The organism is Methanobrevibacter boviskoreani JH1 (assembly GCF_000320505.1).
In the GTDB taxonomy this organism is placed as follows: domain Archaea; phylum Methanobacteriota; class Methanobacteria; order Methanobacteriales; family Methanobacteriaceae; genus Methanarmilla; species Methanarmilla boviskoreani.
On record NZ_BAGX02000016.1, the window covers coordinates 51,471 to 66,201 of the forward strand.

At 27.9% G+C, this 14,731-nt stretch carries 9 protein-coding genes; 7 read left to right on the top strand and 2 right to left on the bottom strand.

The genetic code is table 11. The features are described 5' to 3' along the window. The first annotated feature begins 385 nt into the window (after positions 1-385). Positions 386-1,045: a 2,5-diamino-6-(ribosylamino)-4(3H)-pyrimidinone 5'-phosphate reductase gene (locus ON24_RS03685; protein ID WP_040681999.1), complete on the top strand. Its 660-nt coding sequence runs from the start codon at positions 386-388 to the stop codon at positions 1,043-1,045. Between the two features lie 314 nt (positions 1,046-1,359). After that, the gene (locus ON24_RS03690; protein ID WP_152411885.1) at positions 1,360-3,036 is read left to right on the top strand and encodes a transglutaminase domain-containing protein; all 1,677 of its coding nucleotides are present in this window, start codon (positions 1,360-1,362) and stop codon (positions 3,034-3,036) included. A 266-nt stretch (positions 3,037-3,302) separates the two neighbouring features. Here ON24_RS03690 and ON24_RS03695 read toward each other — a convergent pair whose 3' ends face one another. Beyond that, on the bottom strand, positions 3,303-3,965 hold the full coding sequence (locus ON24_RS03695; RefSeq protein WP_040682001.1) for a histidinol phosphate phosphatase domain-containing protein: 663 nt from the start codon (positions 3,963-3,965) through the stop codon (positions 3,303-3,305). A gap of 157 nt (positions 3,966-4,122) precedes the next feature. On the opposite strand from ON24_RS03695, the gene ON24_RS03700 reads away from it, so the two are divergent. The 5 genes from ON24_RS03700 to thpR all read left to right on the top strand — a co-directional run bounded on the left by ON24_RS03700 (position 4,123) and on the right by thpR (position 8,627). After that, complete coding sequence (locus ON24_RS03700) at positions 4,123-5,004, top strand: pantoate kinase (RefSeq protein WP_040682002.1); 882 nt, start codon at positions 4,123-4,125, stop codon at positions 5,002-5,004. Positions 5,005-5,070: 66 nt separating this feature from the next. Next, positions 5,071-5,607, top strand: coding sequence for a CmcI family methyltransferase (locus ON24_RS03705; protein ID WP_040682003.1), 537 nt, complete (start codon positions 5,071-5,073; stop codon positions 5,605-5,607). A 335-nt stretch (positions 5,608-5,942) separates the two neighbouring features. Then, the gene (locus tag ON24_RS03710) at positions 5,943-6,734 is read left to right on the top strand and encodes a 2-amino-3,7-dideoxy-D-threo-hept-6-ulosonate synthase (RefSeq protein ID WP_016358252.1); all 792 of its coding nucleotides are present in this window, start codon (positions 5,943-5,945) and stop codon (positions 6,732-6,734) included. A gap of 97 nt (positions 6,735-6,831) precedes the next feature. After that, positions 6,832-7,968 (top strand): 3-dehydroquinate synthase II, encoded by a 1,137-nt coding sequence (locus tag ON24_RS03715; protein WP_040682004.1) that lies wholly within the window; start codon positions 6,832-6,834, stop codon positions 7,966-7,968. A 98-nt stretch (positions 7,969-8,066) separates the two neighbouring features. Then, positions 8,067-8,627, top strand: a complete 561-nt coding sequence (gene thpR, locus ON24_RS03720; protein WP_050553545.1) for an RNA 2',3'-cyclic phosphodiesterase — start codon at positions 8,067-8,069, stop codon at positions 8,625-8,627. 403 nt (positions 8,628-9,030) lie between these two features. Here the strand turns inward: thpR and ON24_RS03725 are convergent, their stop codons facing one another. After that, the gene (locus ON24_RS03725; RefSeq protein ID WP_040682005.1) at positions 9,031-14,418 is read right to left on the bottom strand and encodes a beta strand repeat-containing protein; all 5,388 of its coding nucleotides are present in this window, start codon (positions 14,416-14,418) and stop codon (positions 9,031-9,033) included. Between the last annotated feature and the right edge of the window lie 313 nt (positions 14,419-14,731).

Sequence of the window (14,731 nt, forward strand, 5' to 3'; positions counted from 1 at the left end):
TATATAAATGTTTAGGTATACCTAAAACTTACCATTATTTTAATATTTTTAGAAAAATATTAAAAAAATTATATAAAATATTATTAAAAAAGGAAAAAATTAAATAAAAATTTAATTTAATTAAAGTATTTCTTAAAAAATATAAAAAATTAAAATCTGAATAAAATAGGTAGAAAGGAAAAATATTCAAATAATTAGGACTTGAATAATTTATATTTTAATAAAAATCCGAAAAACAAAAATTAAATATTAAAACATGACTCTAATTTAAAAACAGGAAAAACTTAATTTAGAAACAATTCCATATTCAAAAAATAGTAAATAATTATAATATATAATATATATTATTATAGGAATTAAAAAAAATAATTTTAAGGATGATTAAATGAAACCTTATGTGATACTTAATGCAGCAATGACCCTAGATGGGAAAATAGCCACAAAAACAGGATCTTCTGAAATATCAGGTAATGAAGATAAAATTAGAGTTCACGAATTAAGACGTGACGTTGATGGAATCATGGTAGGCATTGGTACTGTTTTACAAGACAACCCTAAACTTACTGTAAGAAGAGTCAAAGCAAAAAAAGAGGATAATCCTATAAGAATCATTGTAGACAGTCGTGGAAGAACCCCTATTGATTGTAGAACAATTAATGATATGGCTCCAAGTATTATTGCAATTAGTAAAGATTATGAAAATACAGATAAGGTAAAAGAGCTTAGCAGAAAAGCAGAGATATATGCATCAGGAACTGAACATGTAGACCTTAAAAGATTAATGGATTATTTATACAAAAAAGGAATTAAAACATTAATGTTAGAAGGCGGTTCCACACTCAATTTCTCAATGCTGAAAGAAGGATTAATTGACGAGGTAAGAATTTGCATTGCACCAATGATAGTTGGAGGTAAAAATTCAAAAACATTGTTTGATGGTGAAGGTTTCGATTATATGAAAGATTCAACAAAATTAGAACTTAAAAAGGATTATAAATTAGGAAAGGATCTTATTTTAGAATATAAAGTTAAACACAGTGATTAAACTATTTTAAAAAAAATCCATAATAAATTTAACCTATTTAAAAAAAAATTAAAAAAAGATATACACCCTCCAATTTATATAAAATAATTAGAAAGATTACAAATTAACTTTTAAATTAAACATGAATCATATCAATATAATAAACATATTTAAAAAACCTACTATTTTTTAAAAAAAATATGAAATAATAAAAATATAAATCAATCCTTTTTATACATAAATAACCTAATAAAATAAATAATATTATATATATTTAATTTAAATATAATTAATTAAAAATGTAAAAAATTTTATACAAATTCATATTTATAGAGGTGAATAAGATTAAAACCAAAACCAAATTTATTTTGGTTCTTGTATTAATCAGTATAATATTTCTTGGTTTAAATGGAATTTCAGCTAATAATTCATGCCAAACATATTATAATGATTCTAATATAGTTGCCAATGTAAGCAATGCATCTGTTGAATATCATGACATTATCATGGATAAAACCAACTATTGTGAATGTTATAATGATGATGAGAATAATTATTCCGAGTTTGGACAACATGAAATAATATATACAGATCCTATTCATCCGGAGGAATTTGACTTAGAGGATATTCCAGTTCATAATCCGGAACCTGTTAACGATTTACCACCATTTCTCAAGGAAAATATGAGTAATCTAAAATATCTTAATAATAATATTAATTATGAAAATATTTCCGATGATTCCACTCTAATCACATCTAGCAAACACATCACAACCAACAATTTAACCACAACCACAGATGAGGATATTACTTCCGATAGTAATTTGATATCCAATACTAATTACAATTATATTGACATTAATCCCGAATACCCTGAAAACAACTCAGTTCCACCTAAGAATATTCCGAAACCTATTGGAATAGATCCTTATATTAGTTACTACAATTCAAACCTAACAAACAATAAAGTTAGAGTCAAATTAAAAACAAGAGATATTATCTATAATTATGGTGATATAAAAATATTTGATGTGAAATTATTAGATGAAACTGATAATCCTTTAAAAAATCAAATAATATTATTTACAATAAATTCAAGAACCTATGTAAAACAGACAGATAATGATGGGCAAGCCAGAATAAAAATTGATTTAAAACCTGGTAGCTATAATATTAATACAACATTTGTTGGAAATGATTATTATAGTAGTGAAAGTGTTCAAAACAAGATTAAAATTACAAATAAAACTGAAACAAGATTATCTGCCAATAATATTTACATGGTTTATAATGAGGATAGAACACATCAGATAAAACTTACTGACAAGAATAACAACTCCTTAATTAATCAAACAGTTAAATTACTAGTCAATAAATACAATACAGATAAAAACAACCTAACTAACCAATATAAATCCACAGTTCAATATAATGTTAAAACTAATGAAAAAGGATATGTATCCCTAAAAATTAAGTTAAAGCCGGGAATTTACAATATTACAGGAGAATATCTTGGAGATACACATTATTATCCTTCAGCATGTAGTAATTTCCTAACTATTATTTCATATAATAAAGGAAATACGAAATATGAAGGAGAACCTATTTCCCCTTACCTAATAGAGACCGGTACCTGTCAAAAAAATAATACAATGATAAAAGAACTTGCACAGTCATTAACCAAAGGAAAGAAAACAACTGTTGAAAAGGCAAATGCAATCTATTCATATGTTAAAGAGAATATCAAATACGAAAACTATTTAAGTTCCAATGGGGCACTAGAAACATTAAAACAGAAAACTGGTAATTGTACAGACCAAGCACATTTAATTGTTGCATTATGTAGATCCATAGATATTCCTGCAAGATATTGTTATGGAACTGAACATGTATGGACACAAATCTTAGATAAAGATAATGCAATATGGATTACAGCAGATACAACTACCAAATCATATGGATTCGGTATTTGGAATACTTATCCATTATACACAACATATTCATCAATTTAGAAGTTTTAACTTCTATCTTTTCTTTTTTTAAATGTCTTTATTAAAAATCTGATTTCAATTAGAAATCTAAAAAAGAAACATGTGAGATTTATAAAAATCTAACTAGAAATATCTTCAAAAATTAATAAACAATCAAAAGGACTATTTTTTAAAATGAAGTTAAAAAAAAAGATTCAAAATTAAATATTAGATTTATTATAAAAAAAATTATTAGTTAAATAATAATACTTTAAAATAAAAGTTTAAAAAGGAAATAAAATAGTTTATTATACTCTTTTTTCAATAATATGTTTAGGATTATCAACTAATGCCCTTAAAGTTTCTTCTTTGCTTAATCCTGCACCAAGACCTATTTTATAAGCTGTATTAAAGTCAGCTAAATCCTCAGGAGCATGAGAATCCGTATCAATTACAAGAGCATTGCCTACTTCACGAGCTATTTGAGCTACATGACCATTTCCCAAACAATGACCTGCCCTACAGCTAATCTCTAATGCTATATCATTTTCTTTTGCAATTTCTGCTTCTTCCTTACTAATTAATCCAGGATGTCCTAAAATATCAACATCCTTACATGAAACTGCAGCCAAATTAGTTCCTTCAATTACAGGCTCGGATAAAGTTTCACCATGAACTACAACTATTTTAGCTCCAGAATCACGTGCTTTACCTGCTAATGGCTCAATTGAACTAGGCGGTACATGAGTAATTTCAGCGCCAAGTAAAACATTAATGTCCCAATTGCTATTTATATCATCAATAGCAGCCTGTATTTCTGATATGTATTCAATGTTTGAATAATCCACATGATCAGTAATAGCTATAGCTTCATGACCTAATACGTATGCTCTTCTTGCAATTTCTGAAGGTAATAACTCTCCATCAGAGAATAAACTATGCATATGTAAATCAATTCTTTTATTATTCATTTTCAATCCTCAAATAAATCATAAAAAATTCATCTATCATCTTTAATATTTTTATTCTTCAATATAACAAATTTCTTTACATTTAATAATATTAAAACAATAATATATAATAATTAATATTTTAATTAAATAAATAAAAATTTTTAAAGGGGTTTTAATGGTAGAAATTTTTGTTCCATCACATATTACAGGTTTCTTCTCAATTTATCCGAAAAGCAATAAGCTTATTAAAGGATCACTTGGATGTGGTGTACTACTTGATAAAGGTGTTAAAACAATAATTACAGAAAGTTCCAAAGATGGAGTTAATATAAAGATCAATGGTAAAAAAGACAAATACCATGAGGTCATCAGTAGAAAAACTATTGACCTAATCAATTCACATTACGATATCAATGAATATTTAGATAAGATAGATGTAAATGGTCTTGAAATCAATCACGAAATTCAAGTACCTATAGGCTGTGGATTCGGAACCTCAGCATCATCCTGTCTTGGAACATCACTAGGTCTTAAAGAGGCATTAAGGTTACCTATTGATTATACTAAAGCGGGACAATATGGACATTTAAGTGAGGTATCCCTTAATTGCGGACTTGGTGATGTGATAGCCCAGATGTCAAAAGGAATTGTTTTAAGAATAAGACCTGGTGCACCAGGAATAGGTAAAACAACCAACATTAAATCTGATTATAAGGTTGTATATAAGTCATTAAGTAAAATAGACACTTCCTCAATTATAACAAATCCGGAATTTGAAAAAAGGATAAATGAAGAGGGAATTAAAGCTCAGAAAGCATATGTTAAAGACATAGGTAGTGAAAACTTTATTAGATGTTCTTATGAATTCTCAAAAAATATCGGATTATTTAATAGTGAAATTGAAGATATGATTGATGAATTTAACGAATTTTGTATAGGTTCATCTATGGCAATGATTGGGAATACGGTATTCGGCTTTACAAAAGATACAGATTCAATAAGCAAAGAATATTCAATTGCGAATATTGACAATAACGGAATAAGAATAGAGAAGTAAAAAGCTGAATTGATAGTAATGGAATAAAGATAGAAAAAACAATTAAAGTTAATAATCTGTGATATAATGATTAAACTTAACTATGACATTAAATTATATAGAAAATCCCTTATGAAAATATTAAAACCTACCGATACTGTAATAGAATTAGGCTGTCATGTTGGTGGAAGCTCTAAGATTATTGCTGAAATTTTAGAAGATGGACAGTTAATATCATTAGACAATAGTCCTGAGGCAATAAATAAAATGGAAAAACTTCAGGAAGAGTATTCAAATATTAAATTTATAAGTGGTGATGTCCGCCTACATGACATAATTCAAGAAGTATATAAGATTACTCAGAGTGCTGATGTTTTATCAGTAGATCTAGGTGGAGGATATCACCCAGATACTGTTTTTAAAGTTTATTATATATGGTCCTCAACGTTTAAACCTAGAGACTCAATTATCCGAAATAAAGGAATAATAGATTTTGTAAACACCGCCCAATTAGAGGAGAATATAGTTTCAGAAAAAGGTTACCTTGATAGCTATAATGACGAAGGTATACCGCCACAGATTAAGGAGTTTAATCTTTGGACAAATTCTCTAAAAAACAAATAAAATTACTAAATACTACTTTTATCCTTTTTTTATAATGTAATTTCTTAATTTAATAGAAAAATCATTAAATGAAAAAATTATGAAAACAATGTAAAAAAAAAAATAAACATAAACTAAAATAAATTAATTAGAAACTAGTTTTGACCTTATTTTATTTTAAAACTTATAGAATTTACAAATTCAATTAAGACACCTAAAAATAAAAATCAAATCAAATGTACAAAAATAAACATTTTATAAAAGTTTATAAATCTTATTTTATAAAAACTGTATTAATATCTATTAAATTAAAAAAATAGATATTTTAAAAATAATTTAAAAAGTGAGACAAAAATATGATAGGTAAGAAAATACGATTAGAACGTATTATAAATCGTAAAACTGGAAGGACAGTTATAGCACCTATGGACCATGGTGTATCAGACGGTCCTGTTAAAGGTATTGTAAACATTGATAAAACCATTGAGAATATCTCCAAAGGTGGAGCAAATGCAGTACTCATGCATAAAGGTATTGTGGAAAATGGTCATAGAGGATATGGTAATGATATTGGTCTTATTATCCATTTATCAGCAAGTACCTCTTTAAGTACAGACCCTAATAATAAGGTTATCGTAACCTCTGTTGAAAGAGCTATACAACTTGGCGCAGATGCAGTGTCCATACATGTAAATGTAGGTTCCGAAACTGAACCATACATGTTAGAATCTTTAGGAGAAGTTGCTGAAACCTGCAGTCAATGGGGTATGCCACTTCTTGCAATGATGTACCCACGTGGACCTAATATAAAAGATGAACATGATGTTAATCTTGTAAAACATGCAGCACGTGTAGGTGCAGAACTTGGAGCAGATATTGTAAAAACCAATTATACTGGAGATCCAGCTAGTTTTGAAGAGGTTGTGGAAGGTGCATTAGTACCTGTCATTATTGCAGGTGGTCCTAGTGTAGATTCAAATAAAGATTTACTCCAAATGACCAAAGATTCCATTGAAGTCGGCGGTGCAGGAGTAGCATTTGGCCGTAATTTCTTCCAAGCTGAAAATCCTGAAAAGATAACAAAAGCAGTTTCAAGTATTGTACATGATAATGTTGATGTTGAAGATGCTTTAGAAATACTTAAATAAACCAAAAAATATCAAAAAATAAATTAAATATATAAATACCTATCATATAGGATTTATAAAATTTAATCTATTTTCAAAATCAAAAAGGAGATATGTAATGTCAGAAAAATTTGCTTGGATATTAAACCCACTAAGTAGTTGGGATGAAACAAAAGAAATGATTACAACATCTCTTGAATCTGGAATTGACCATATTGTAAATTTTTCAAGTGAAAATAATGAGAACATAAGAAAACTTGGAAATATAAATATTGTATCAAATAGTGAAGATAGTGATATTTATCTTGTTGGTATTTCCTCTGAGGGAGATGGAACACTTGAATTAGATGAAAATTTAGATAAATCTAAAGATTTAGCTGAGGCAAAAAAATTTAAAAACTTAAATAAACCAGTATGTGCCTATATAGAGATAACTGATAAGAATCATGAACAGTTAGCAGTTAAACTTGGAGATTATTGTGATTATTTAATTCTTGTTGGAAAAGATTGGACTGTAATCCCACTTGAAAACATTATTGCTGACTTACAAACTAAAGATGTTAAACTCATAGCAGCTGTAGAATCTGTAGAAGATGCAAAAGTAGCAATTGAAACTTTAGAAGTAGGTACAGATGGTGTTATCTTTGAACCTAAAGACTTTAATCAGATCAAAGAAATTTCAAAATTGATTGAGAATTTATCTCAGGAAACTTATAGTCTTAAAGATGCAACAGTCACCAATGTAACCCCACTTGGCTCAGGCGATAGAGTTTGCATAGATACTACTGCAATAATGGAACCAGGTGAGGGAATGCTTATTGGTTCATATTCAAAAGCTATGATTTTTGTTCACTCCGAAAGTTTAGAAAGTGAATATGTGGCATCAAGACCTTTTAGAGTTAATGCAGGACCAGTTCAAGCATATGTAATGGTTCCTGGTGGAAAAACACGTTATCTATCAGAGCTTGAAGTTGGAGATGAAGTATTAATAGTCAATACTGATGGTGAAACAAGAAAGGCTTATGTTGGTAGATCTAAAATAGAAAAAAGACCACTCCTATTAATTGAAGCAGAATATGAAGATGTAAAAATCAAAACATTAGTTCAAAATGCTGAGACAATTCGTGTAGTAGATAACGATGGAAAACCTTTATCTGTTGCTGACTTGAAAAAAGGAGATAAGATTAAGGTCTTCATAGATCAAAAAGCTCGCCATTTTGGAATGAGTATTGATGAAAATATTATTGAAAAATAGATACTTTTTATAAATTCAAAAAAACACAATAAAATTAAGTTTTTAACTTAATTTTTATATTTTTTCTTAAAAACAACTACTTTTTTTATGATGATATTATGAGTGATAATATTCGAAGTTTTCTTGCAATTGAAGTAGATAAAAACCTTCTTAACAAAATCAACACAATTGAAGATGATTTTAAACAAATTGACGCCAATATTAAATATGTTCCAAGTAAAAACATGCATTTTACACTAAAATTCTTTGGAAACATTGATTTAGAAATGATAGACAAGATTTCAAAATCAATAGAAAAAGTAATTAAAAACTATGAGCCATTTGGACTAAAAATTAAAGGATCAGGTGCATTTCCAAATGAAAAAAGAATAAAAGTTATTTGGATTGGAATTGAGGAAAACCCAGAACTTAAAAGTCTTCAAAAGGAATTAGATCATGAGTTTAACAAATTAGGTTTTAATCTCGAAAGAAATTATATTTCTCACTTAACAATCGGTAGAATGAAAAGCGGAAGGAATAAGAATCAGGTCCAGAATAAAATTAAAAAATATAGGGATTATGAGATTGGTGATATGTGTGTTAGGAAAATATATCTTAAAAAAAGTACATTAACACCGAATGGTCCAATATATGAAAATATAAAAGAGTTTAATCTTTAAACTTTATAATTTCTAATTATCCACTTTTAATATAAACATGATTTAAATCAATTCTATTTAAATATAAAAATATAACTTTAAACTAATTTTTATAATCTTATTCTAATTCAATCATCATAATTTTAGAAATAAAAGAATTATATTTATGTAAAAATTTTAAAAAAAAATCAGTCAAAACATAAATATAACTTTAAACTAATTTTTATAATCTTATTCTAATTCAATCATTATAATTTTAGAAATAAAAGAAAATTTACCTAAAACTTAATATATTCTTCTAATTTTTTAAATTAAAAAAGAACACTGATTAAATAAAATAGGCAAAATGAAAAATTCTAAAAATAATTAATTTAAAAAAAAGAAAAAATAGTCAAAAGATTGACTATCTTAAAAAATCCGATTTTTATTTTCTTACAGTTATCTTGCTGTTCATTGTCTTAGCATTAAAGGTACCGTCACCTGCAAATGCAGTCTTAATGGTATAAGTACCTGCCTTGGTAAATCTAACTTTCAAAGTAGCTTTACCATTCTTGTCAGTCTTTAAGGTATATGTCTTACCATTAACAGTAACCTTTAATGTTCTACCAATAGCATTAACATAAGATGATTTATCAATTGCCTTAACACCTTTTAAATTGAAGGTTAGGGTCCTGTAAGATCTAACTTTAACAGGATTGGTTCCTTTAACAGTGATAGTGGAAGATTTTTTAGTAACTGTAATCTTATTTACAACAAAACTACCGTTACACTCATCATCACCTAAAAATGCAGTAGCAAAAGTATAGACACCTGCATTTGCAAGGTTGATTTGAAGACGAGCACCACCGTTTTCATCGGTTGTACGATTGTAAACCTTACCATTAAAACCAATACTAATATGTTTACCAGCTAAAGCATTACCCTCAGAATCCTTAAGTGCAACAACAAAGTATCCACCACGCTCACCTTTATAATAATCAACAGCAGTCTGATTAAAATCAGAAGAAACAATTTGAGTAGCTAATTTTTCAGGTCTAGGAACCATTAAAACTTCAATAGATTTATTATTAGCTAAATAAGGATTTTTTCCATCATATACAGCTGTTAGATTAATATTACCAGATAAACCACTGATTTTTGCCATACCATTGTCATCTGTAACTAATGTTTGATTAACCGGTGTACCGTTAATTAAATAACCGATATCTGCATTATTAATAGGATTACCATTAGCATCAACTAATTTAACAATAACATTAGCTTTATTATCAAAACTAAATTCAAAATTAGTTGGAATTAATACTGATACTTTGGTTTCTACGTTTGATGGTAAATAATCATCAGTTCCTTTGTAACTTAATACTACATCATGATCTCCTAAGGTATTAAATTCTTCAGGAGTAAATTCAACTTTACCACCGGTAACAGTAACTTGATAATCTACACCATCAATATTAACTAAAACATCACCGTCAATTGGATTAGAATCCTCATCAGTTAATGTAATTACAGCAGCATTACCTCCAATAACAACATTTGGAGTAATATTAAGTTTTGATGACTTATAGATTGTAGTATTATAAGTTAATACTTGATCATCTACAGTAACATTTAATGTTTTATTACCGGTACTTGGGAAAGCAAATTCCACATTAACTGGACCACTAATATTACCATTTAAAGGAGTAATTGTACCATCATCACTTTCAAATTTAAAAGTTCTTACTGGTAAATTACCATTATAATCAGTTAAGTTTTCACCATCAAATCTTTTAAAGGAGAGTGTTGTATTTTGTGCTAAGTTTCCATTTGTAACATTATCTAATGTTAAAACTAACCAGTTTCTGAAATTAACAGTACTTGATTTAGAAGCATTTACAAATGTATAAACAGGTTGACTATTATTTCCAAACCAATTGTTTTCAAAGCTAATGTTACCTAATGCAATGTTCTGATATAAGCTTACATAAAATTTACCATTAGAGTTTTTAGTACTCTCATTAAACAGTATTACATTGTTAGACATTAAAACATTAGTTCCATTATAGGCTATTGAAATTGTAATATTTGTAATATTATTAAATACACATCCATCCACTAATCCGAAACCATCTTTAATGTTACTTATTTGGAATGCTTGAATATTATTAAATGTAGAATTGACAATAGTAGTATTTCCCATTAAATTAACGGAAATACCATCAGTTCCCCATTTTTGTTGACGATATCTATTACCATATTTATCAGTATCCATTACTTCAGGATGATCTTCAAATATATCATTTGAATATATGATAGTTCCATTGTTAAATAGATTATTGGAAAATAGTGGGTTATCTACTCTTGAAGGTCCCCACCATGATGCTTTTTGACCATATCCTACATTTCCTTTACCAATAATGTCCAATACTTCACTTCTGGTTTTGTTACTTGTAACAAATTTGGTTTCATTTACCTCAGCATTGCCAGTGTTATAGATTCTGTAGAAGAAGCCCATATAGCCGGAACGTAAATCATCCTCAAATAAAGAAGATAAAATAGTCATCTTACCACTATTATAGATAGTACACTGACTTGCATGGTTTAATATGAAACTTGAATTGATAATTTCTAATTCACCAGTATTATAGATTGCTGAAGCAATTTTAGAGTCTCCGTTATTAAAGAATGTAGAATTAACAACAGTTAATTTACCGTCATTATTAAATACTCCACCATTATAACCATTGTTCTTTGTAAAGTTAACATTTTCAATATATGCATTAGCCCCATTTGGGATAATTATATTATCAGATACTGGAGTATTCATATTACTTTGATTGTATTTAATTACTCCACTAGTAAATGTTAAGTTAGATAATACAAATTTGCCAGCACCAGGGGTGAGAGTAATTGAAGGTTGGAATACAGTATCTATTGGAGTTTCATCCATTATAGTTTTATCCATTCCTCTACCATTAATTGTAATATAAACGTTACCAGAAAAGTTTAAGTTAACATTACCTGCACCGGTGAAATTACCTTCTAATAATTCAAGGAAAATATTTCTTGAATTCATAATACCTACTTCATATGCATGATTTATAGTTTTAAATGGATTATCAATAGAACCATCACCAGTTTCATCTGATCCATTAGGAGATACATATAAGGTAATGTTTTCACGTTGACTTACAATATTTACTGTAATAGTACTCTTTTTGCTTGTAGAATTACTTCCTCCTAAAGAGTAGGTACCATTTAAAGTATATGTTCCATTACTAAATCCAACATAAATTAAGGTTGAAGTTCCATTGATTAATGGAGATTGACCTAAATAAGTACCATTAATATAGAATAATACATATCCACCAGATATCTTATTACCCATATCATCGGTAACAGTTGCAGATAAGTTATCTGACAATTTAGTAGTGGTTAAATCATCATATACCACATCAACATTCATATTAGAACTAATTCCATAAATCTCACTACCTTCAACAGTAGCGTTATTACCTTCCATAGTGTTATTTACAAAAGTGACATTACCTTTATATCTACTAAAGAAAGTATCGGTTGAACCTGCAGCAATAGCTCCACCATAACTTGCAGTGTTGTTATAGAATCTGTTATTGGATACTGTGATATTTAAGGTAGGATCTATTGCAAAAGCACCACCACAGGAAGAAGCAGTGTTATTAATAAAGAGACAATTATTAACTATAGCAATTAAATCTCCACCGGTCATAGAACCATGAGGATAATTAATAGCTGAACCGTTAGTTCCTTTATTATTAATAAAGGTACAATTATCGATTATGTATGAAACACCTTCATGTCCACTTACACCCTGAGATGCAGTAATTGCGCCATTACTATTGTTTTCAAATAAGGAATTGAAAATATTAGAAGTACGTAATGTTAAAGCAGTATTACCTGAAACACCACTGAAAATAGAATTTGTAACATTAGAAAGACTTACTGTTGCTGAAGAAGATAAAAATATACAATTATCAATTTTAGCATTACAAACATCTAATGCACTGGTAACATTTTCAAAAATACAGTCAGTAATATTTAATCTAGATTCGTCTGATTTTACAGAACAAATAGAAGAATTTGAATAATGATTTCCACCAACAAAAGTTACATTACTGATATCACCAGAAACATGTTCACCGAAATTAAAGTATCTTGTATTAGATTTATTATTTATAATTGTTGTTTTGTTATAGGAATCACCGATGATTTTAATATAACCTGGAGTATTTAAATTAAATCCAGTATTTCCATCAGCAGCATATTCACCTTCACCCATATGGACATATACATTAACATTGTTTTTAAATCCTTCAGTAATAGCTTTGTTTAAAGTTTTATATGGATTATCTGCAGAACCAGTACCATTCTCATCGTCACCATTTGGAGAAACATAAATGTGAACAATAGTTCTATTTATGTAAAAGTTAATAGCTCCATTATTAAGGGTTTGAGTTTGGTTGTCTTGACCTTCATAATAACCTGTAATTACATGGACACCATTATCAAGTAATTTAGTTACACTAATAGATGCCTCACCATTTTCTAGTGTATTGTCTCTACTACTAACTTGATTACCGTCAATATAGAAGTATACATATCCACCGGATATTTTATTACCCATATCATCAGTAACAGTAGCAGTTAATGGGAATGTTGAAGTTCCAACATTTACAGTTTCATTATTCATAAATGATATATTAAGGCCAGTTACATAACTACCTGAATAGATATAGAAAGGTGCATTATTGCCTAATTCGGAAACAGTGTTATTTGTTAAATTAATTAACTTACCATTAAGTAAATAAAAAACATCTGCATTTTTACTTTCAGATGCGGAACAATTAACAAATTTATTGTTTTTAATGTTAAAATTAGTTATACCTTTATTACTACCTAATAAACGACCTACTCCACCGTCTCTTCCTTTAATATTATTAAACTCACAGTTAATTATATTAAAGTACTCAGAAGCAGCTGACATATAACCATAATCTAATGCTCCACCTTGACCATCCCAACCTGATTGTTTAACAGAACAGTTTATGAATTTGGTGTTTTCAAAACTTACGTTTCCACCTAAATTAGCTGCTCCGCCTCTCTGAGAAGCATAGTTGTTAATAAACAATGAGTTTTTAACAGTAGTGGTGGATAAAGCACCGGTGTATATGGAACCTCCATAAGATGTTGCATTGTTACTATCAAATATACAAGCATCAAAGCTTACATTACCATCATTAGTAATTGCACCACCGGTATTATCCTTACAGTTAATAAAACTAATGTTAATAAAGTTTACACGAGAATCAGCAGAAATAGTAAATAATTTATACTGACCTTCACCATCAATTATAGTTTTATTATAGCCCGCACCTACAAATGTTAAAGAACCATTGTAATTATTATGTGCAAAGTTAATATTTATCATATTATTTCCATCACCGGAAAAAATACCTTCTGAAAGATGAATAACTGCATTATCTGATTCATTTACTTTGGATAATGAGGCATTAATAGTTTTTAATGCACTAATATTACTTTTACCAGTATTAGAATCATCACCAGTAGGAGAGACATAAATATCATTATTTATATCATTTCCATCACGTGATATATTATTTTGAGTATTTGTATTAACAGCATTTAAATTATTATTAGTATTTAAATCATTGGCTGTGTTTGCTGAAATATTATTTGAATCAGCAGCACTAACAGCAGAAACTGTTAAAAAAACACAGATAAAAAAAGTTAATACAAATATTATCTTTTTATTAATCTTTTTTACCTCCATTACATCTATTCTATTTCAAAAAAATTGTTTTTTCAAAATGTCAAAAATAATTGATAAAACATAAATTAATTTTGACAAAATTAATATATCGATAATAGTATTTATTACTTGTTAATTGAATTTTAAAAAAATTAAAATAATCTTAAACATATTGTTTAATTATACCATAAACAGATAAAAAACGAATTAAAACCATTTAAAATGGTTAAAAAAGCCATAGGAACTTCAAACTAAAATAGAATTAAATATCTATCAAAAGATAAGAGATATGATTTAAATCGCCAATAAAAATATAAAAAAACTTAATATGTAT

Coding starts and splice junctions, on each gene's coding strand:
- ON24_RS03685 (WP_040681999.1), top strand. CDS start 386: ATGAAACCTTATGTGATACTTAATGCAGCAATGACCCTAGATGGGAAA.
- ON24_RS03695 (WP_040682001.1), bottom strand. CDS start 3,965: ATGAATAATAAAAGAATTGATTTACATATGCATAGTTTATTCTCTGAT.
- ON24_RS03700 (WP_040682002.1), top strand. CDS start 4,123: ATGGTAGAAATTTTTGTTCCATCACATATTACAGGTTTCTTCTCAATT.
- ON24_RS03705 (WP_040682003.1), top strand. CDS start 5,071: ATGATTAAACTTAACTATGACATTAAATTATATAGAAAATCCCTTATG.
- ON24_RS03710 (WP_016358252.1), top strand. CDS start 5,943: ATGATAGGTAAGAAAATACGATTAGAACGTATTATAAATCGTAAAACT.
- ON24_RS03715 (WP_040682004.1), top strand. CDS start 6,832: ATGTCAGAAAAATTTGCTTGGATATTAAACCCACTAAGTAGTTGGGAT.
- thpR (WP_050553545.1), top strand. CDS start 8,067: ATGAGTGATAATATTCGAAGTTTTCTTGCAATTGAAGTAGATAAAAAC.
- ON24_RS03725 (WP_040682005.1), bottom strand. CDS start 14,418: ATGGAGGTAAAAAAGATTAATAAAAAGATAATATTTGTATTAACTTTT.